This is a genomic window from Lactobacillus colini (assembly GCF_017874575.1).
Lineage (GTDB): Bacteria > Bacillota > Bacilli > Lactobacillales > Lactobacillaceae > Lactobacillus > Lactobacillus colini.
In genome coordinates, this window is the sequence record NZ_JAGGLU010000010.1 from 32,930 (window position 1) to 54,562 (window position 21,633).

The window sequence follows — 21,633 nt, forward strand, 5'->3', positions numbered from 1 at the left end:
CCCTCTACTTTCCAGCTATAGTCTTTTCTTTTTGTTTCTTTATCCAGATACTCTTAAACACAATAATAAATAAAACATTCAATACTAAACCAATAGTTAGGCAAATATAGAAGTTATACCAAGGATGTACTAAACCTAAAATTGGATCTAAGACATTAATTCCAGGAGCAATTCTATCAACACCCAATAACATGGTTAAAGCGCCTGTAATTGCTCCAGCTAAGGTATTTGCCGAAATCATTGGCAACGGTGCTGCCAATGCATAAGGAATAGCTGGCTCAGTAGCCACTGTAGCACCCACTAATAATGCTGGTAATGCAGCCGCTCTTTCTTGTTTAGTGAACAATGATGGCTTTATCCAACATGCAATAGCTACTGCAACAGGAGGAAGCGTTGTTACAACCCCTACTACACCGTACCAAGAATATACATGTGATCCGATTAATGAAAATGCAAAGAACCATGCGGCCTTGTTAATAGGACCACCCATATCAAAAGCAAGCATGGCACCTACAACAAATCCACCGACTAACTTCAAAGAAGGTGGTATAGTATTTAAGAAGTTAAGCAAAATGCCCATAAGTAAAGAGGCAAATGGTGCAACCAACCACCAAGTAAATAGTCCAAATATTAATAAAGTTACAAATGGAATTACTAAAAATCCCATTGTAGATTGGAATGTCTTTCCTACTTTGATAGTTTTAAACCATTTTATAAAATATCCAATAGCTAGCCCCAATAATACAGCACCGATGAAACCTGCACCTGTTTTCTTACCGAATAAATCTGGTGAGTTTGCTAAAAGTGAACAGATAAAGGCTGGGGCATAAGCTGGTTTATCACCAATTGAAAAAGCAATATTAGCCCCCATTATCGGTACCATGAATGTAAATCCCAAGCTGCCTAATTCGTTCAAAGCCCACGCAATTGATCCAATATTACCATTCTTTGGAGCAACGTTCGGCATACCAAACTGTGCCATTATACTTCCTAAAGCCATGCATAATCCACCAGCAATAACAAATGGTAATGCAGCCGATACTCCCGCCATTAGGTGACTAATTAAGCCATTTTGAACTGCTTCTTGTTTATCACCTAATTTTATTTTTGAAGAAGAAAATAATTTTGCTTCTGATTCAAGATTATCCATTATTTTAGGAATATTTCGCAAGGCCTCTGAAACAGGAATTTCAACAACTTTTTTTCCATTGAATCTATCTTTATCCTCATCAGTTATACCTTTACCTAAAGCCAATATAACATAATCAGCTTCTGCAATTTGTTGAGATGTTAATCTATTTTCAATTCCACTAGCACCTTGTGTTTCGACATGAACCTCGAAGCCTCTTTTTTTAGATTCATCTGCTATCTTCTCAGCTACCATATAAGTATGAGCTATACCAGCTGGACAGTTTGTAACAGCAACTATTCTAGTCATATTTAATATCTCCTTCATTAAGAGTATCCTGTATTAATTCAATTATTTTTGGTTTATCCTCAGTGGTAAGTCTATTAATAAATTCTTGATGGATAATTTTTCTACTAAGCTTAGCTAAAGTATTCAAATGTTCTTTAGAAGCCTCCACGGGAACAATTATTGCTATAATTAGTTTCACTGGCTTTCCATCCATTGAATTCCAATCAATACCATCTTTGAGTCTCAAAAAAATAATCGATGCTTTTGTAACAGCTTCTGTTTTAGCATGTGGTATAGCTACACCATTACCAAAGCCTGTTGAAAACTCCTCCTCTCTTTTTAAAAAATCATTAGTTAATTTTTTAGCATTATTTGCCAAGCCTAAATTTACTGCTGTCGATGCAATTTTCTCTAATACTTCTTTTTGATTTGAGATTTCTGCATCCAAAATTATATTATCTGAATTAAATTCCATTTAAATTACCCCTTTCACCTTTTATGATACTGTAAGCGCTAACTTGTTTTTAGTGTGATTTTGTCTCATATAATTGACAAATACTCAATAATATATATTTTGTCTTTAAATCTAGACAAATCCATGCGTTTAACAATATAAAAAGCCGCCTTCATAACTACTTGTTAATTCAACGACTTATCAAAAATTTATTTTTTAATTTAACGTGTAATATTACATTTGCTTAAAATCAATCAGTTGGCAGTCCAGCTTTTTTGCCAATTCTTTGCAAGAATCTGTAAAGCCAGATTTCGAAAATAGAAAATAATATTTCTTAGGATATGGAAAAATTGTACTCAAATCTACTAATTTTTCTAAAATTGATCTAGAAATCGGCTCATTTTTCCATTTACATTCTCCAAAATACCCAGTATATTCATCTACACCAATTCCAACCACATCTAATTCTACCTGCTTCTTATTTCTATTATCTGTACCCCACCAATTGCCCAGATAAATAAATGGATCAGGAATTATATTAGAATCATTTACATGCTGCCAGAGGTAATTTTGGGCCAATTTTTCGAATTCTGGACCCATAAAGTTGTTCAGATCTTTTTGGATAATATTTAAGACTGTACTACTTGCACCACGTAAAATTGCATTCATATATTTGCTAACATAAGTATGCCAAAATCTAAACAATCCATCCTTAATTTGGTAAATTGTCTTTCTAGGCCGCGGTTTAGCCTCATCTGTAACAGGAACCTTCTTTTCAACTATTCCCAGATCAATTAAGTTCTTTAAGTATGCTGAAACGGCTGAAGTTTCAAGATGCGCCTTAGTTGCAATGTCGTTTACTCGGCTAGCACCTGCAGCTATTGCATTAATTACAGAATTATAGTTCGTAGGATCACGCAGTTCTTGCTTTAATAAGCTATCAGTTTCTTGAAATAATGGAGCGTTTACCTCCAAAATATTCGACTGAATATTTTGCAATAAAGTCTTGTCTTCAGACATATAAGATAGGTACAGTGGTATCCCACCAGTAATAGTATTTAAAACAAAAGCATCTTCTTTTTTCATATTGGGAAAATACTGCTCAGCCTCTTGCAGGGTAAATGGTTGCAGTTTAAACTGTCCGGTTCGTCTTCCATAAAGTGGACTCTTGTAAGCAAGTACCTGATTCTCCATAAAAGACATGGATGACCCACATAGAATCAAAAATAAATTAGTCTCTTTAAATTCATGATCAATATATGATTGAAGCATTGAACTAATTTCTGGAGCTGCTTGTGCTAGATAAGGATATTCGTCAATTACCAATACTATTTTTTTCTTTCGGGCAATTCTTGTAATTTCTTTAAAACAGTTTTCAAAATTTCCATAAGAAAAGCCCTCTAATTCACTATCTTCTCTTTCAAAATTTGCAATTGCAGTTGAAAAACGAACCAAGTTATCATGAGCATTTTCCTCAAGCCCTACAAAATATATGGAATCTTTATCCTGGATAAATCGATTAATTAGTGCTGTCTTGCCAATGCGGCGACGCCCGTATATCACTGCAAATTGGAAAGTATTCGTTTGATACATTCCTTCTAGCTTAGTTAATTCTTCTGTTCGACCAATAAACATAATACGCCTCTTAATAATACTAATATGTATTTTACTAAGTTATAATTTACTAAATTATACTTTACTAAAGTTTGATTTAGCAAATTAAAAGGCAGACATTTTCAAATGAAATGCCTTGATATACTTATCTTTACACAAAAAAAGAGGACAATGTCCTCTTAAAATATTACTAACTACTTTGCATTATTTATAAATTTTAATAACTGATCTTCAGAGAAGCTTGATCCATAATCTTCTTGCAGACTCTGCATAATTTCTGTATCGGAAAGATGTAACTTTCTTAGCCGCGCTGCCATTTTACGCACAGCAATGGTGCGTTCTTGGGCTTTACCTATAGCCTCACCTTGAGCTTGTCCTTCATTAAATTTCTCTCGGCTCAATTCTTCTTTATATCTTTGAAAGTCATTCATGTAATCTCTCCATTCCTGCGTATTAAGATATTCCGTCATTAGCTCGTTTAATCCAATTATAAATTTACCTGGCTGCTGGCGCATTTTACCAACTAAAAAATCCAAAATCTCTGCCATCTCAGCAGAAATCATGCTTCTGTCAGGAGCCAGCGCATTAAACATCACGATATGTCCTAACTGATCCAACCGTCTGTCCACAAATTCGTCATCATGCATGCTGTAGCTATATTTTGCGCGCGTTTCCTTGCCAGGCGGGAAAGTGCAAAAGAACAGTACATACGATGAGTGGGTCGGTCCACGTTTCTCCCCAGGCTTCAAAACCGGTTCAACACTGGTCTGCAGTCTAAGCAAATAGCGCCATGCTCTTTCAAGAATCTCTGGATCGCTGCTGGTTTGAATTTCGATATCATACTTACGCCCTTGCTTATCAACTGACCAAATATCGTAGCGACTGTCTTGCTCAAACATTTTCAAGCTAAGATGCTTTTGCGGCGCAATTCTAATAATCGCAGTCAAGTTCAGTTTAGGCAAAGCTGCTTGAAGCAGCTTCAAGCAATTTTCCTTTTTAGACATCACATAACCAAAAATTGGATCAACGCTTAGTGTTGGATGTCCAAGCAGATAATCATAACTTTTCGTCAAGATTATTATACCTTCCTATCGTTTAGTTTGAGAAGTAATTGACCTCTCTATAACTTATTACTCAAAAAGGTAGTATAATTATTTGCCAATTATTTACTTAAGAAAATCTTTATATTCATAGATAATCCATATACTAAAAGCCAATCGTTATAATTAAAATTCATCTTCTTTAATTAGGATGCTTACAATTACAGTATTTTCTATAGAGAATTTACTAGATTCATGATAAATTCTCTGTAATTTGTGCTTTTTACTAATTTAGTAACATTATTAATGTCAGTTACTATTTCCGATAATTCATCAAAAACATCTCTGAATAACTGAGAATTCTTGGGATCAATAGCTAGACCAATTACGATATAAACTTTTTTACCGTTACTCCATTGAATACCTTTAGGATTAATAATGATAAATCCTCTACTCTTCTTTGCACTCATTTCAAATGAATGTGGAATTGCTACCCTACCAAAGGCAGTAGAAGACATTCTTTCTCTTTGATACAGCTTTTCTTTATAATCCGTATTGACAATATTTTCTTCTTGAAAGCTTTTAGTAATATAATCAAATGCTTGGTCAATATTAACTATGTTATCTGTAGCAGTAAAGTTCTGTGGATTAAAGAATTGCAATAGTCTTTCTTGAAATCGTTCTTTCTTAATTTGATGCTGCTTATCAGAAATTGCTACTGATAATCTTTTTATATCATTTGACAATACAAATTGTGATAAGTGAACTGTAGTAATATTTGGTATTTCATAATTAGCGTTGAAAGCAATTATCATATCAATTTTTTCTTTTGAAATATCAATTTGACTTGGATCAGTAACTATTTTAGTAATATTAATTGCATTAACAAAAAGATTCTGAAGTTTATTCGAAATAATAGCAGCATTATTGTAGTATTCGGGCATCAATATAACAACAGCTAGCTTTTTACTTTCTTCAATTTGCTCAGCTATAGCATTCCCAACATGCAAGGCAATGTAGGCAATTTCATTATCCTCTAGTTGAATATTAGCTTTTTCAGAAATTCTATGTGCAATTAATACTGCACATTCATAGATAGTTGGAGAAGATATCTTAACTTCACCTGCAATAGGATTATGGGAGATACTGTTGCCTCTTGAACGCTTAATTAATCTATCTAAATGAAATGTAAATCTTTCTTTAAAAGATGGACTGGCAAGATCAATATCATAAACTTCCTTAATGTATGCAATAATATTACTTACCAACAGCGCAGTTTCCTCACTATACCCTTTTTCTTTGTGAGTGCCGTTAATTTCAGTTTCTAAAAGAGAAATTAGCTCATCAATATCCGCTTCTTCAAATTCCAAGCCTAACTTTTCTTTGATTGTAAATACTATTTTAGAAGCAACTGAATTATTTCTTGTGGTGCTCATTGACTGATTAGTCGTTATAGTATTTCCTTGCTTTACTCGTTCAATGATAATAACCAAATGCAATATAAAGTTATTTAGATTAAATGTATTTAGATAAATATTATTTGTATTACAAGTGTCAACAACTGTTTGTCTAATTCTATCTACATCAATATTTTTAAAATTCAACTGAATAACACTTTGATTAAGAAAACTTCCTGAAGTTTCTGCATAAATTAAAGCCCCTAGTAAACTTCTCTTTTGTCTTTCTGTTCCTGTTAAAGTCCAAGTATCACCATGTCTTCTTAATGATAGACCAAAACGTCCAACCTTACGTTGAACGCTTTTCATATCTTGCAAGATAAGAGTATTACTGACAAAAAGTTGGTTAGCCAGGTCATATGAGTTAACTTCTGACTTTTCATTTACTAAGTAGTTGATAATATAGTTTATTCTTTCATCAGAAGTAGAGGGAACACTATTTGGATTCATTCCTTCATAGAGAGGGGAATTATTATTTTTGGAATAAATGAATCTATATCCCTGGCTGCTTGAATCTATTTGATTACCTTCATCCCGTAATTGATTAATATAATTCTTAATTGTTCTAACAGAAACGCCAATTTCTATTGCAAGCTCATTTGATGTATGCCAATCAGAGTTTTGTTGCATAAATGATAATAAATTAGACTTCTTTGTCATTAATTCCCATATCCTTATATTTCTGCACCGTTAGACGCTATTAGTTTCTTATACCAGTAGTAACTATCTTTTAAGTATCGCTTACCAGAACCATTACCTTCATCATCTAGATCAACATAGACAAAGCCATAACGTTTAGACATTTGCTGCGAAGAACAAGAAACAATATCAATTGGTCCCCATGCACAATATGCAATCACATCTGCTCCATCATGTATAGCTCTACCAACTTGTTCAATATGTGACCCTAAATAGTCAGTTCTGTATTTATCATGAATAGTTTTATCTTCTTCAAGCGTATCATATGCACCAAAGCCATTTTCTGCGATAATGATTGGTTTCTGATAACGATCAGCATATTGGGATAAGCTATTATAGAGACCTTGTGGATCAATAGCCCATCCCCAATCACTCTCCTTTAAATTAGGATTGGCTGTAGTATCAGCTGGCTGCATACTATTTTTAGTTGAATCTACCATTTTAGAATAGTAATAAGATATTGCTAAGAAATCCATCGGATTTGCTTTGATTAATTGTAATTCATCTTCAGTCATATCAATATGAATGTTATTAGATCTAAAATAGTTCAAAGCAAATTTAGGATATTCGCCACGGAATTGAACATCAGTAACAAAGTATTGCATTCTATTTTGTTGCATAGCCAAGATTATGTTATCTGGCTTACTTGAAGCAGGATACACTGTTCCATCAGCAACCATTGTACCAATATGAATATTTGGATTATGGAGAGATTTAGCATAGTCTTTAATTGCTGCAGCAGCTACAAATTGATTATGCATTGCTTGATACAATGCTTCGTTCATATTTTTATATTGGTCTGATGCCACACCAACTGATAGCCATGGTTCAATTTGAACCATATTAATTTGATTAACTACAATCCAATACTTTACTCGATTACCAAATCTATCAAGAAGTGTTCTACCAAACTTCTCAAACATTGGTATAACTTTCTTGTTTGGCCATCCCTTATACTTTAGAGTTATGTTAATTGGTGTTTCGTAATGATTCATTGTAATAATTGGTTCAATGCCCAATTCCAGCATGTAATCAATCATGTCTGAATAATGCTTCAAAGCTGCTTCGTTAGGTTCTTCATCATCACCGTTAGGGAAGATACGTGACCAATCTAATGAAGTTCTAAAAGTTGTAAATCCTGCATCAGCTAATCGCTTTAGGTCTTCCTTATAAGTATGGTAAAAGTCAATACCGTAACGTTTAGGATAATAATTGGTCGTATCTTTACTGTTTCTTTCTACTTCAGATTCAGTCATACCTTCAGTTTCGATTTTTTGAATTTCTTTATTTGACATTCCTTTTAAATATGGCTGAACATCGGAAGAATTCATTCCTTTTCCATCTTCTTGATAAGCTCCATCAGCTTGGCTAGCTGCTTGAGCTCCTCCCCAAAGAAAGCCTTTAGGAAAATACGGATATCTATTCTTTTTCATTTCAATAGTCATATAAACCTCCCACTAGCCTAGCTTACCTTGCTTTTTTAATGTATCAATTACACTGTTAACCAAGCGTTTATCATGATCTGGCATAGTTTCAACTTGCAACTTAACTAATTTATACTCAGTATCGATAGTCATTAAGGTATCCTGTGCGTGAGTGAATAAGACTGAATATTTAATTGGCTTACCTTCTGCTTCTTCTTGAATTTTATCGGTTTGGAACTGATGAGCTACAACTAGTTTTTTACCAGCTTGTTCTAACAAGTCTTTAGCCTTATCATAATTAAGCTTATTAGCTTCCTTAAAAGCTTCTTCTATCAATGCACGTGCATCCCCTGCATTGAGGATGATTTGCATTGATACTTGAACATCTTTACTGTCTTCTTCTGACATATTTATTTTCTCCTTAAAATTAATCTTTAACTTCTTCCTTTTCCTTCTTATAAAGATTATTGTCATAGACCTTAAAGAATGGGTACCAAATTAAGGCTGATACAACAAAGATTATAAGTACCAAAATAATTGAGCCAATATGTGGGCTAACTAGCCAACTCCCAATTGGAAATGGAATATACCACAATTGATCAACGGCTTGCGGTATTGCCGTAATACCGAACTTAAGTCCTAACCACATAATTGCTGGTAAGACTAAACCGTTTAACCACATTGGAACCATTAAATAAGGATTCCATACAATCGTACCGAAGACTGTAGGCTCATTAATATTGAAAAGCGCTGGAACAATGCATGCTTTGCCTAAAGCCTTTAGTCTTGCTGATTTGGCTCTTAGCATAAATAGGTTTAATGGCATTGTATTACCTACACCACCCCACCATAAGAAACCTACAAAGATAGCTTCATAAGTAACAATTTCCGTAGGAGTTTTTCCAGCGGCAACTAGTTTAGCATTTTCATTAATTGCTTGAATCAGTAAAGGAGTTATGATCGGAGTAAATACCCAGCTTGAAACACCCATTGAATAGAAAAAGCAATAGATAAACATAATTAGCATAAAGCCTGGTAATGTTTGTAGTGCTGAACTTAATGGTTTAAAACAATTTACGATAACGTTATACATATCGAAATTTAATAGATCAATTACAATCCAACCTAATACGATAACAATACCGATGGGAAGCATTGAGTCAAACCATGAAGTAACGAAATCAGGAATTACTGTATCTTCACTGAAAAATGAAAATTTGCCAAATGCTTCCATAATTAAGCCAACGATTACTCCACAAATCATTGCTACAAACATTCCACCAGCGCCAAAGTAACCAAAGTTAATCTTTGCAATAGAATTAGCATCAATTTGTGGTCGCGTTGCCATTAAAAATAATGCAATTGAGGTCAAACCTGATATAATACGCTGCTTCTTTAATTTTTTTCTTTCCATTAAATTAAATGGAACTAAGAAAGCAATAAAGATTGAAATTAAACCAAAAGTAAAATTGCTAATAGGATATAAGTTTGGCCACCACTGCCAAATATTTCCAAAAAGTGATAACAGACTTACTAAAGAACTAACCAAAATGAATGGTAAAGTTTGAAGAACTGAATCTTTTAAAACGTTAATCCAAACATTCTGATTTACCTTTGATGCTTTTGGAGCAAACTTTGTATTTAAGAATGTTATAAGGGTATTCATTTTTCTACTCTTTCTATTTTTATGAAACTAAATTTCTAAATGTTCTTTCAAATCTTTAATAGCTGCTGCACCATCTAATAATGCATAGTAACTTTGCTTCATAAGAATAACTTGAACATTTTCTGGTACTTGGTTCTTAATTGCATCAAATTCTGCCTTCAAGTGAGGACCTACCATCAATGCATCAATTTGATCAGCGTAATCAGCCAGTTCTGCTTCACTCTTTGCTTGGATTTTATAATCCAATCCTTCCTTTTTAGCAGCTTTACGCATATTTGCTGCCATAAAACCTGATGATGCACCTGAGCCACAAATTAATAAAATATTCTTCGACATTTTCTTTTCCTCCTAATTGAAAACTTTGCATTTCTCTTTACAGCTATATAATGAACTATAAAGCGCTTACGTTAAACTTTACTTTTGCACCGTTGAGTGCACAAAATACATAGATCGGGTTGTCACAATTTGAAATCTCAGAAAATAACTTTTCGGGTAAAAAAATAGATCAAAATTCTATTTTTAGTAAGAAATTTTGATCTATTTTATGGCTATTTTTGAAAAAAGTGTCTTATTCAGTTGGATGTCTGTCACCTAGTTGATAGTCTTCTTGATGTTCAAACATATATTTAACTGTAGTAGGTTTTCTACCAGTTAATTTGCTAAAATCACTAACAGGTACATCTAAGTAGCCTTCTCTCACAGTTGTTCCGAACGTAACCATTCCTTCGGAAGTTGCTTTAATTGGGCTTTTAGAAAAGTCACCGTCAGTATTTCGCGGCACTCCGATACTATCAAAGTATTGGTATAATTCTTCGTCAGTTTTCCTAATATATTTGATATTATTACCAGTCACTTCATTGCCCACTTTAAGAAATTGATCATAGGTAAACGGCTCACCACCATTAATATTTAAAACGTCTCGATGCAATAAATCATTATTTAATGCACTAGCAGCACTTAAAGCGGCATCTCTTCTAGATATAAACCAAACTCTACCATCACCCATATTCTTTTCAATAGTAGATTCATGGTTATTTACAGCTCTAAAATAATCTGTAATAAATGCCTCTGCAAATAAAGAATTACGTAAGAAAATATAATCTAATCCAGTGTTTTGAATTATAGATTCCGTATAACCATGGTCTGCATTTTCTACACTGGGGTTAAACGGATTCCCCGCCGAAAGAACAGAAGTATAAATAACCTGCTTTACATCTGCTTTAACTGCAGCATCGACAAAGTTTTTGTGGGCTTTTCGTCTTTTTATTCCAACAAATGGCATTGAAATTAATAATACTTTATCGGCATTTTGATAAATACTTGCTAATCCATCAGGATTATTAAAGTCTGCAACGGAAGTTTTTATTCCCATTTTATGATATTTTTTTAGTTTTTCTTCTTTAGGAGCCGTAAATACTAGCTCTTCTTTAGGAATCAACTTCAAGATATCCTTAACTACTAATTGTCCAAAATTGCCATCTACACCATTAATAACTATTTTTTTCATTTTAGTGATACTCCCTATTTTCTAATTATCTTGAGAATGACGCTCACCAATTTGAAAATCTTCATTATTAGCAAACATGTAGTCTACTGTAATTGGATCTTTACCAGTCAACTTTTTAAAATCATCTGTGTGCAAATCCATTTTGCCTTCCCTAATTGCTTGACCGAAAGTTACCATACCATCAGAACTAAAAGGTGCTTCTGAATCTTTTTTAAACTTTCCATCAGTAGTTCTAGGTACTCCCATTGCATCAAATATTTGATAATTTTCTTCATCACTAATTTCTTGATAGGTAACATGATTACCAGTTTCTTTGTTACCTATTTCAATAAATTTAGAAATTGTCATTAATTCTGCACCATTAATATTTAAAATGCGATAATGCAAATCATCAGCCAGTAAAGCGCTAGTAACTGCTTGTGCACAATCTTTTCTAGAAATATATGCCATTAGACCATTACCTTGATTATTTTTAAGCACACCTCCATTCTTTACAAAAGTAAAGTAATTGGTGATCATTGCTTCTGCATATTGAGAATTACGTAAAAAGATATAATCCAAGCCACTATTTTCAATATAGTTTTCTGTATAAGCATGGTCAATTTTTTCTTTGCTTGGATTCATAGGATCACCAGCATTTACAAGAGAAGTATATATAATCTTCTTAATACCAGCTTCTTTAGCCGCATCAACTACATTCTTTTGTGCGTTGCGTCTCTTTTCACCTACAAATGGCATAGAAATCAGAGCTAGTACATCTCCACCTCTGAATTTATTAACTAATCCTTCAAAGTGATTAAAATTAGCTTGTCTAGTTTCAATTCCTTGATCAGAATACTTCTTCAAACTACTTTCTGAATAACCAACAAAGATTAAATCATCTTTATTAGCTTCTTTCATTAAATAATTAGCAGCTTGTCCACCTAAATTGCCATCAACACCAGTAAGAATATATTTTGTCATGATTTTTTCCTCCTAATTAATCTAGCTTTATTTTATTTGAAAGCGCTAACTAAGAATAATATATTAATCCTATGACTTGAGAGATAAAAAGTATAACAATACCTTACATAGATGTCTCTTTCAAAATACGCATTAAATTCTTATTTTTACTTACTTTTCCATTTTTTGGAAATGCAGCTACAATTTTATAAGTATGGGGTGATTTCTTAATTTTTATAAGCTTTACTCTTTTACTAATAGATTCAACTGGATAATTTTCTGGAAAAAATCCAATTAAATTGCTTCTTTGAATAAGAAATATCTCACTTTCTATATTATCTGCAAAATATTTAATTTTAGGTTTCAAATTTAAGTTATGGGATCTTTCCTCCATAATTTTGAAAGATTTACCTATATCTTTGGGACTAAGCATTACCCAGGAATATTTGTAAACATCTGCAATATTTACATTTGAATATTTAGCCAATGGATGATCTTGATCAACAGCTATTGAATAAGCACCAGATTGAAGTGGGATAGTTACAATCTCTTTATCATTTTGAAATTCAGAATCAAATGTTACTGCTAAATCAAAACGTCCATTTTGTAATCCGGGAGTTACCTCGCTCATATTTATTTTCTTTATGTTTAAATTATTCTGAAATTCAAACGATTTAGAAAAAATTTTTATAAGCCAGCTAACATCAAGCAATGAAGTATAAGCAATATTTAATCCATTACCAGTAAACCCCTCCATTGCATTATCCAAGTCCATAATTTTTGATTGAATAATTTTAGCATGTTGATAGAGTACTTTCCCGGCTTCAGTAGGTGTAGTATTAGTTCTATTAATTAGCATACAACTATAATCTTTTTCAAGTTCCTTAATTTGCTGACTAATACTTGTTTGAGCAACGTAATTTTTTTGCGCTGCTTTAGTAAAACTTGATAGTTCTACTACATCAATAAAATATCCTAGTTTTAGTAAAGTTACCATTTGTGTATCATCCTTACTATTTTTAAACTTAAATTTAGACTGTATATTTTTTTACTGTTCCTTTCAATAATGTAATTAAGTACTGCTTTTCCCAAAAAAGAATTAAGCACTTTATCTTTCTTTTATTTTAAGCAAAAATAAAAGTGCTAAACAATTATTCTGTCGAATAACTGTCTAGCACTAAGCTAGGATGTTTTACCTTTAATCATCTAATGCCGCTCCATTAGTTTCAATGATATGCTTCATCCATTTATATGACTTTTTAGGTGTACGTTTTAAGCTCCCGTTACCCAAATCATCCATGTCAACATAAACAAAACCGTAACGCTTCTTCATTTCACCCGTTGAAAGTGATACTAAGTCAATTGGGGCCCACATTGTGTATCCTATACATGGAACTTTATCAATGTTAATTGCGTCAGCCATTGCTGATAAATGCTTTTGTAAATAATCAATTCGATAATCGTCTTCGACATAGCCATTTTCATCAGCTTTATCGATTGCTCCCATGCCATTTTCAACAATAAAAATTGGTTTCTGAATTCTATCATAAATTAAATTCATAGTATAACGTAGACCTAATGGATCAACGCCCCAACCCCACGGAGTCTTTTCTAAATATGGATTATCGTTTCCACCCACATTAACAAACTTATCTCCTGCCTTACTAGTTGCTGATCGATAATATGAAAAGGCAATATAATCCAGTTGACCTTTTTCAAGGATTTCTTTATCATCTGGATTCATTTTAATATCAGATAATCCACCTAGAACACCATGTCGCTTCAATACCTCATCAGCAAAGCTAGGATAATAGCCACGCCCCATAGTATCAACAAAATACCAATTTTCCTTATTTTGTTGCATATTATGAAAAATATCTTCTGGTTTGCTAGTAGCAGGATAAAAAGCGCTTAAGGCATACATAGCTCCAAACATACTATTTGGCATCATTTCATGTCCAGCGATTACAGCCTGAGCAGAGGCTACAAACATATTATGTGCAGCTTGGTAACGGTCTAATCCATGTGACTTTCTTACACCAGTAGGTCCAAAGCCCCGAACAGCATTAATTTCGTTAAATGTCAACCAATATTTAACGCGATCCCCATACCTTTTGAATAGTACTTTGGCAAACTTAAGATAGAATTCAATAAGCTTTCTATTTGCCCAACCATTATATTTAACAGCAAGATTCATCGGCATTTCATCATGACAAATTGTAATCAATGGCTGCATATTATATTTAGCCAGCTCATCAATAACATTATCATAAAATTGTAAGCCTTCTTCGTTAGGCTCTTTTTCTTCACCTGTCGGGAAAATACGACTCCAAGCAATTGAAAATCTAAAAACATTAAAGTCCATACCAGCCATTAGCTTAATATCCTCTTTATAATGATGATAAAAGTCAACAGCTTTGTGACTTGGATAATATTGACTATCTAAGTAAATTGGTACAGCATCTTCGGGCACATCTTCTGCATCAATAAAAGAGCTTTTAGGTGAAATAATTTTACCATCAGCTAGCTTCATTGTATGGTGACGAGGATTTTCTAATGATCCATTTGTTTCATAATCATGAGAAAGGTCTCCTCTTCCTCCTTCACCAAAACCTCCTTCATATTGAAAATCTGCAGTGGCTCCACCCCATAAAAATCCTTCTGGTAATTGTTTACTCATTATTTTTCTCTCCTAATTAATCTGTGTTCCTGCTTCAACTTTACCTTTAGTCTTGACCTTGATATTCTTGCCATTTGGATTAGTAAAAATCATCATAGTTGTCAAGTCATAACCCATTTCTTCAATTTTCTTACGATTAATTCTAACAATTGGTTGTCCTGCCCTAACCTTATCATCTTGATGAACCAGAACATCAAAGCCTTCACCCTTCAAATTAACGGTATTGATACCAATATGAACTAGTATCTCAATTCCTTCATTAGTTACAATCCCAAAAGCATGACCAGTTGGAAACAGTGCTGTTAGCTTACCATTAGCTGGTGCCGTAACAAAATCACCATCTAATTTAACAGCAACACCATCACCTAAAGCCTTACTTGCGAATGCTTCATCTTTAACTTGTGATAGATCTTCTAATTCGCCAGTAGCCGGCGATAAAATAGCATCATCTGAGAATGTTTCTTTAACAGGTTCAGTAATCTTGTTAGCAACATTTTCCTCATCAAACCCAATAACAAACGTTACTAATGCTGCTACAATAATTGCAACGACTGCCCCAATAAGCATCCCTACTGCTGTTTTTTCAAAAATTGGCAAAGCAAGTAGGTTTGAATAACCCATTACATAAGCACGAGCTCCCATTAAACTTGCAACTACACCACCAGCAAAGCCACCAGCCATTACACCATACATAGGCTTCTTATACTTAAAGTTAATACCATAAATCGATGGCTCAGTAACTCCTGCAACTAAGGCGCCAACAGCTAATGACCAGGCCTCCCTCCTTAATTTTTTACTCTTAGCTCTTAACGCAACCCCAACATTAGCGCCACCTTCAGCCATATTATGAACTAAAAATGCAGGACGAAGTAAAGCATCATAACCTGGATTGCTCAATAATTGAGGCATAAATGGTGTAATAGCTTGATGCATTCCAGTCATTACCATCCATGGGAGTGCTGCTGCCAATAAGCCAACAGCGATAGGGCCAACTGTTTTGCTTAAGAACATAAAAATTCCTGCAATAATTTGACCAATGTAATCTCCCAGAGGTCCTAAGATTAAGTAACCTAATGTTCCAGCAATAAAAATGGTACCAGCACCAACAAAAATTGTTTTGAATATTCCTGGAATAACCTTATTTAGTATTTTTTCGCACCAATAAGCACAAATTGTAATTAAAATTGCAGGCAATAGTGAGGTGCTGTAGCTTAGTAACTTAATTGGCATTGCAAATAAACTCACCTTTAAGTTGGGATTTGCAGCAAATTGACTTACCAGTCCAGTAAAGTTAGGATGCAACAAAGCAGCTGAAGCCATCATTGCATAAACTGGAGTGGCACCTAACTTTTTAGCTGCACCATAAGCTACCATAATTGGCATAAAATAAAATGGCGCATCTGCAACGGCAGAAATTAATAAGTAACCATTTGTTTTTGCCCAAGCTGGTGCAATAAAAGTTGTAATAATAATTAAAAACACCTTTAACATACCGCCAGCAATTAAACCTGGAATCATTGGTGTCACAGTTGCTTGAACAAAACTAATAATTTTACTACCAGAATTTTTCCAAGTCCATTTATCTTCGGGTAGGCTATCTAAATTTTCATTAATTGGAGCACCTGTTTCAATTTTTGTATCTTTTACTATAGCTTCATATGTTGGAATTAAATGTTGTCCCATAATTACCATATATTGACCACCGGCATAAACAACACCAACAACACCGTCAATATTTTCTATGGCATTCTTCTTAGCTTTTGATACATCTTTTAATGTAAAGCGAAGTCTAGTTGCACAATGTGTGAGATTACTAATATTAGCTTTACCACCAACATTTTTAACTATATCCTTTCCGATTTTGTGATAGTCCATAAGAACTCCTCCAATTTAATTAATGTTATTTTTATCATTAATCTGATATTTTTAACACTTATATATTATCATAAAAGAAAGCGATTGCAAATACTAATTGATAAAAATATCTAATTAATGTTAAAATTAACAATGAAAGTAGGGAAAAATTATGAAATTTGATAATAATTTAAAATTTAACAGCAACTTTTCAGAATCAGAAAATCTAGTAAAACTCTATATTGAGAATAATCCCAATAAAATTGAAATGTTAACTATTAATAAGCTAGCTGCTAACGCTGGTACTTCAATCGCTTCTGCCCAAAGATATTTTCGAAAAATTGGATATAAAGGATATAAAGACTTTAAATATGCTTTTTTAAGCGGACTTAAGCAAAAGGATAGTTCTAAAGGATCATTTTCTTCTATTTATGTTAATGGATACAAAGAAGTTATCGATAACTTTAAAAATCTGAATAAACGAGTATTAAACAATCTAGTAGATTCATTGTTAGACAATCATCCTAACTATTCTTTAGGTATATATTTTTCTAGTATTCCTGCTCACTTACTTGCATTAGAATTACAAGATTTAGGACTTAGAACCTATTACGCTGATGACTACACTAAAGGTGAGCACCTTTTAGTCAATTCAACAAAAGATTCTACCATTATTGTCTTTTCTATAACTGGTGCTATTACACATTATGAAGACTTTTGGGGAGAGGCTATATCACAATGTTCTAATTCTTATCTGATAACTATGAATAAAAATGCACAATTGAAACGTCTTTTTAAAAACACTATTGTCTTACCTGGAATTCAATTATCTCAAAAGATGCCTTTTGACGCTCAATCTATTCCTTCGATTTTTGTCGAGCTAATAGGGCAACTAGTATATGAAAGCAAATTAAATCATTAAAATAAACTATACTTAAATTGAAGGCACTACTTTAATTTATTACATGGAAAAAGCACAGTCACAAAATTGAACTGTGCTTTTATATTATTACAGACTTCTATTAATACTATATGAGAATATATTTGCGCTATTTAACAACTATTTTATTTCTAATTTGATTGTTTCGTTGAAAAAATCGCTTAATATTCATAATGTTATCTTTTACTATTATGGATGTACATCTATTAGATTTCATCAAAAAGTCTATTCTAGTGTACTTTTGGTCTTTTAATGGCCTTAATTCAATACTTTTGTAGATATTAAATTTACCATCTATAATGCCAAATTTAATAACCTGCTTTTTTCCAAGTCCTTCAGGAATAATCCCTACAAATAAGACTAATATTGCAACTGCAATTAATTCTATTAATCGTACTATATTGTCTGTCCAAAAAAATATAATTATTCCACTAGATATAACTACTGACATGATCATTTTAATATAGTTAAATTTAGCATAAATAACTATTTTTCTTAATTTTGCTATTTGTATACCCATCATTAGCAGGATAAAGATGACAATTGCAACTACTTCTTCCATGAATAGTCCTTTTTAATAACTAATTACCATTCTGCAATTGTTCCATCATAATTTTTCCAAGCAGGATTAGTCCATACCAGACCTTCTTGCGCTACATCTTTTATCTTATCTTCATCCATTTCAATACCAAGACCAGGTTTATCCGGAATATCAACAAAACTATCTTTATACTGGAATATTTCCTTATTTTTCACAAAATCAAGTAAGTCAAACCCTTGATTATAGTGAATACCTAAACTTTGTTCCTGGATAAATACGTTTGGAGTACATGCATCTACTTGGAATGTAGCTGCTAAAGCAACTGGTCCATATGGAGCATGAGGGGCAACTGCCATATCATATGCTTCAGCCATAGCTGCAATCTTTCTCTCCTCTAAAAGACCGCCACAAAGTGAAATATCTGGTTGTACAATATCAACTGCTCCTTGGTCAAATAAACGCTTAAATTCCCAACGGGTATAAAGTCTTTCACCTGTTGCAATTGGCGTAGAAACTTCATTTGCTATAGTTTCAAAACTCTCCCAATTTTCTGGCAAAACAGGTTCCTCAATAAACATTGGATGATATGGTTCCAATTCTTTAGCTAATACTTTAGCCATTGCTTTATGAACACGTCCATGAAAATCTATTCCTATCTGCATCTCATTGCCGAATCTTTCTCTAATTGAAGCTACTCTTTCAATTGCAGCCTCAACTTTTTCGAAAGAATCAATATAGTGTAATTCAGAAGTTGCATTCATTTTGACAGCTCTAAAGCCTTTATTCCATCTTTCTTGAGCCATTTTTACAACATCGGATGGGCGATCTCCACCAATCCAGGAATAAACTTTCAACTTATCACGAGCTGCTCCTCCTAATAATTCATAAACAGGTACATTCAGAGCTTTACCCTTTATATCCCAAAGTGCCATTTCTATTCCTGAAATGACAGTTCCATTAATTGGACCTCCTCTAAAAAACGATCTATGCAATCTTTGCCAGATTCGCTCAATCTCAAAGGGATTCTCTCCAATAATTCTATTCCCCATTTCTTTAGCACCAGCTACTACAGTTTCTGTTTTAGTCCCAGAAACCATTTCGCCCCAGCCAGAAATACCTTCATCAGTATTTATTTTTATAAAAATCCAACGTGGTTTTACTTTATAAATAATAAAATCAGAAATCTTCATTTAAATATCCTTATCTATAATTAACTTTCTTTAAGAGCTTTCTCTTCATCTTCAGTATCTTTATTAATATGCTTTACTTTATCGAAGTAATACCAAATGCCTGCGATTACAATTAGTAAAATTGGAATACTAATAATCGGATGGAAAGTAAATGCAAAATATACGATAAAACTTTGAATCATAGCTGTTGAAGCAAATGATGAGATTAATAAACTACCACCAGTAGTTAATTTAATACCTACTGATTTTGCTATAGCTGTTAAAACTGGAGAAGTTGCAGAGCCGCACCATAATAGGGAGGCAGTAACAACTAACCCTATAATGATATTCTTTAGTAAATTACCATTAGTTAATGCAACAACCATTGCAACTCTAAATGGAACAACGGCTAAATCAGCGAACGGCAGCACCCTATTCCCTGGCAAAACAATTGCCATTGCAATAGTTAAAGGAATTATGATAAGTGCCGTAGTGATAACATCAGGATTACCAACTATTACAGCTGCATCTAATCCAATAAATAACTTGCGGCCTTTAAATTTCTTTTGTGACCATTTTTGTGCTGATTCGGAAATAGGCATCAATCCTTCCATAAACATTGCTGTCATTTTTGGAATTAATACTAAAACAGCTGACATGCTTACTCCTAATTGAAGGACACGCTGCAAATCATATCCAGCCAATGCACCAATAGCTAGCCCTATCAAAAGGCCCATAATCATAGAATCCCCAAAAAATCCTAAATATTTTTGTGCATCTCTAATACTAAATTTTGATTTTCTAAAAAGAGGAATTTTATCTAATAACCAGTTTAAAGGAACTGCTATCACTAAACTTGATAAGGCTGAAACAGTTGGTAAAGAAACTCCAGGCATCTGGAAAAATTTTTCAACCATAGGTTGAGACCAGTCAGACATTTTAAATGTTAATACAGCCATAACCGCTGCAGCTCCAACTCCTAGAAAAACATTCTTAGTCACGAAGTAAACCATAATACCAACAATGGCCATATGGTGGTAGTTCCAAATATCAACATCTAATGTATGTGTGGCCTTTAAAATTAACAAAATAATATTAATAGCTAAAATCACAAAAATTAGAATAGCAATAATTGGTGAAGCCCAAGTTATAGCTGCTATTGAGCCCCATCCAACATCCAAAGCATCAAGATGAACATGCGTTCTTTCTACCATGGCTTTTGCGGCAGGACCAATGTTAGTAGTCATAAAGTCTAAAACTAATTTAATCCCCGCAAAACCGATACCTAAAGTTAATCCAGACTTAAACGCTGTTGTAATTTTAAGACCAAATATTAAACCAACTATCGTAATAATTATTGGTAACATTACAGTGGCCCCACAATTAATAATAAATTGGAAGCCATCCATAAATATCTTACCGACTTGTATCCACATAGTTATTCCTCCACAAGAATCCAACTAACTGTTTTGCATTAAGACTTCCTTTATCTTCTTTAAAGTCTCATCTGCTCCAATACCTGTGAGCAATGACATCCCTAAAACATAAGGCACTCCATGTGTCTGACCACTAAATTGACCAGTGGTTACCAGTAAGTCATAACTTGCTACCTTACCAGTTACTTCTGTCAATCTAGTTTGAGTCGTTTCAGCATCTATGCCCTCCTCAGCTAAATATTTTTTAATTTTTGTTGCAACAACTGTAGAAGTTGCAATTCCATTACCGCAAGCTACTAAAATCTTCTTTGACATTTTAAATTTCTCCCTGTAATTCTTTTTTTATTAAACTTATTAATTCTTGATTACTATTCGTATTACAAATCTTCCGTCTCAAGTTTTCGCTTTGAACAATTTCAACAATTTTTTGAAGCATCTCAACTTGACTATGTGGTTCAGATAGAGCTAGCATAATAACTATTTGAACATCTACATTTTCATTAATAACAGCCATATTTTTAAAAGTAACAGCTTTATCTAAAGTTAGTACCGCAATTGTAGTTTTATTTACTAAATTAGTATCTGCATGAGGAATTGCAATGGCTGGTGATGAAGATGGTAAGCCCGTAGGAAATTCTTTTTCTCGCTTCAAAATTGCATTTTTATATTCTTTTTTGACATATCCATACTTAAATAATTGATCTGACAAAAAACTTTCGACTTCATTACTAGAATTAAAGGAACAGTTTCTAAAGAATAATCTGTCATCTAAATTGATTTGTTCCATAATAAC

Annotated in this window: 20 protein-coding genes; 1 reads left to right on the forward strand and 19 read right to left on the reverse strand. The window is 33.2% G+C overall.

Translation table 11 applies throughout. The features are described from left to right. Positions 1 to 4 precede the first annotated feature (4 nt). The 14 genes from J2Z60_RS08210 to J2Z60_RS08275 form a co-directional block, all read right to left on the reverse strand. Positions 5 to 1,438 (reverse strand): fructose-specific PTS transporter subunit EIIC, encoded by a 1,434-nt coding sequence (locus J2Z60_RS08210; RefSeq protein ID WP_245328767.1) that lies wholly within the window; start codon positions 1,436 to 1,438, stop codon positions 5 to 7. Next, positions 1,431 to 1,892, reverse strand: coding sequence for a fructose PTS transporter subunit IIA (locus tag J2Z60_RS08215; RefSeq protein ID WP_209687214.1), 462 nt, complete (start codon positions 1,890 to 1,892; stop codon positions 1,431 to 1,433). Before J2Z60_RS08215 ends, J2Z60_RS08210 begins: the two co-directional genes overlap by 8 nt. A 213-nt stretch (positions 1,893 to 2,105) precedes the next feature. After that, positions 2,106 to 3,506: an AAA family ATPase gene (locus tag J2Z60_RS08220; protein ID WP_209687215.1), complete on the reverse strand. Its 1,401-nt coding sequence runs from the start codon at positions 3,504 to 3,506 to the stop codon at positions 2,106 to 2,108. Positions 3,507 to 3,679: 173 nt separating this feature from the next. After that, entirely contained in the window at positions 3,680 to 4,558 is an 879-nt protein-coding gene (locus J2Z60_RS08225) for an Rpn family recombination-promoting nuclease/putative transposase (RefSeq protein ID WP_209687216.1), read from the reverse strand. Positions 4,559 to 4,758: 200 nt separating this feature from the next. Beyond that, positions 4,759 to 6,642, reverse strand: a complete 1,884-nt coding sequence (locus J2Z60_RS08230; protein WP_209687217.1) for a BglG family transcription antiterminator — start codon at positions 6,640 to 6,642, stop codon at positions 4,759 to 4,761. A gap of 14 nt (positions 6,643 to 6,656) precedes the next feature. Next, positions 6,657 to 8,126 carry a glycoside hydrolase family 1 protein gene (locus tag J2Z60_RS08235; protein WP_245328768.1) on the reverse strand — a complete coding sequence of 490 codons (1,470 nt, stop codon included), beginning with the start codon at positions 8,124 to 8,126 and terminating at the stop codon, positions 6,657 to 6,659. A 12-nt stretch (positions 8,127 to 8,138) separates the two neighbouring features. After that, positions 8,139 to 8,513, reverse strand: coding sequence for a PTS sugar transporter subunit IIA (locus tag J2Z60_RS08240; protein ID WP_209687218.1), 375 nt, complete (start codon positions 8,511 to 8,513; stop codon positions 8,139 to 8,141). A 19-nt stretch (positions 8,514 to 8,532) separates the two neighbouring features. Next, positions 8,533 to 9,771, reverse strand: coding sequence for a PTS sugar transporter subunit IIC (locus J2Z60_RS08245; RefSeq protein ID WP_209687219.1), 1,239 nt, complete (start codon positions 9,769 to 9,771; stop codon positions 8,533 to 8,535). 27 nt (positions 9,772 to 9,798) lie between these two features. Further along, positions 9,799 to 10,107, reverse strand: a complete 309-nt coding sequence (locus tag J2Z60_RS08250; RefSeq protein ID WP_209687220.1) for a PTS sugar transporter subunit IIB — start codon at positions 10,105 to 10,107, stop codon at positions 9,799 to 9,801. Between the two features lie 232 nt (positions 10,108 to 10,339). Next, positions 10,340 to 11,278 (reverse strand): NAD(P)H-binding protein, encoded by a 939-nt coding sequence (locus tag J2Z60_RS08255; RefSeq protein WP_209687221.1) that lies wholly within the window; start codon positions 11,276 to 11,278, stop codon positions 10,340 to 10,342. 21 nt (positions 11,279 to 11,299) lie between these two features. Further along, positions 11,300 to 12,241: an NmrA family NAD(P)-binding protein gene (locus J2Z60_RS08260; RefSeq protein WP_209687222.1), complete on the reverse strand. Its 942-nt coding sequence runs from the start codon at positions 12,239 to 12,241 to the stop codon at positions 11,300 to 11,302. A 103-nt stretch (positions 12,242 to 12,344) separates the two neighbouring features. Continuing rightward, positions 12,345 to 13,217, reverse strand: coding sequence for a LysR family transcriptional regulator (locus J2Z60_RS08265; RefSeq protein WP_209687223.1), 873 nt, complete (start codon positions 13,215 to 13,217; stop codon positions 12,345 to 12,347). Between the two features lie 201 nt (positions 13,218 to 13,418). Further along, on the reverse strand, positions 13,419 to 14,900 hold the full coding sequence (locus tag J2Z60_RS08270) for a glycoside hydrolase family 1 protein (RefSeq protein ID WP_209687224.1): 1,482 nt from the start codon (positions 14,898 to 14,900) through the stop codon (positions 13,419 to 13,421). Between the two features lie 12 nt (positions 14,901 to 14,912). Beyond that, positions 14,913 to 16,775, reverse strand: a complete 1,863-nt coding sequence (locus J2Z60_RS08275; RefSeq protein WP_209687225.1) for a glucose PTS transporter subunit IIA — start codon at positions 16,773 to 16,775, stop codon at positions 14,913 to 14,915. A 151-nt stretch (positions 16,776 to 16,926) separates the two neighbouring features. Here J2Z60_RS08275 and J2Z60_RS08280 point away from each other — a divergent pair, with 151 nt between their 5' ends. Continuing rightward, complete coding sequence (locus tag J2Z60_RS08280; RefSeq protein WP_209687226.1) at positions 16,927 to 17,676, forward strand: MurR/RpiR family transcriptional regulator; 750 nt, start codon at positions 16,927 to 16,929, stop codon at positions 17,674 to 17,676. Between the two features lie 127 nt (positions 17,677 to 17,803). Here J2Z60_RS08280 and J2Z60_RS08285 read toward each other — a convergent pair whose 3' ends face one another. Genes J2Z60_RS08285 through J2Z60_RS08305 form a run of 5 tightly spaced genes read right to left on the reverse strand, consistent with a single transcriptional unit; the run spans position 17,804 to position 21,627 of the window. Continuing rightward, positions 17,804 to 18,256, reverse strand: coding sequence for a hypothetical protein (locus J2Z60_RS08285; protein WP_209687227.1), 453 nt, complete (start codon positions 18,254 to 18,256; stop codon positions 17,804 to 17,806). A gap of 23 nt (positions 18,257 to 18,279) precedes the next feature. Further along, the gene (gene dgoD, locus J2Z60_RS08290; RefSeq protein WP_209687228.1) at positions 18,280 to 19,425 is read right to left on the reverse strand and encodes a galactonate dehydratase; all 1,146 of its coding nucleotides are present in this window, start codon (positions 19,423 to 19,425) and stop codon (positions 18,280 to 18,282) included. 20 nt (positions 19,426 to 19,445) lie between these two features. Continuing rightward, a complete protein-coding gene (locus J2Z60_RS08295) occupies positions 19,446 to 20,840 on the reverse strand; it encodes a PTS galactitol transporter subunit IIC (protein WP_209687229.1) in 1,395 nt (464 codons plus the stop codon). Positions 20,841 to 20,864: 24 nt separating this feature from the next. Then, positions 20,865 to 21,155, reverse strand: a complete 291-nt coding sequence (locus J2Z60_RS08300; RefSeq protein ID WP_209687230.1) for a PTS sugar transporter subunit IIB — start codon at positions 21,153 to 21,155, stop codon at positions 20,865 to 20,867. Between the two features lies 1 nt (position 21,156). Further along, positions 21,157 to 21,627: a PTS sugar transporter subunit IIA gene (locus tag J2Z60_RS08305; protein WP_209687231.1), complete on the reverse strand. Its 471-nt coding sequence runs from the start codon at positions 21,625 to 21,627 to the stop codon at positions 21,157 to 21,159. Positions 21,628 to 21,633: the final 6 nt, after the last annotated feature.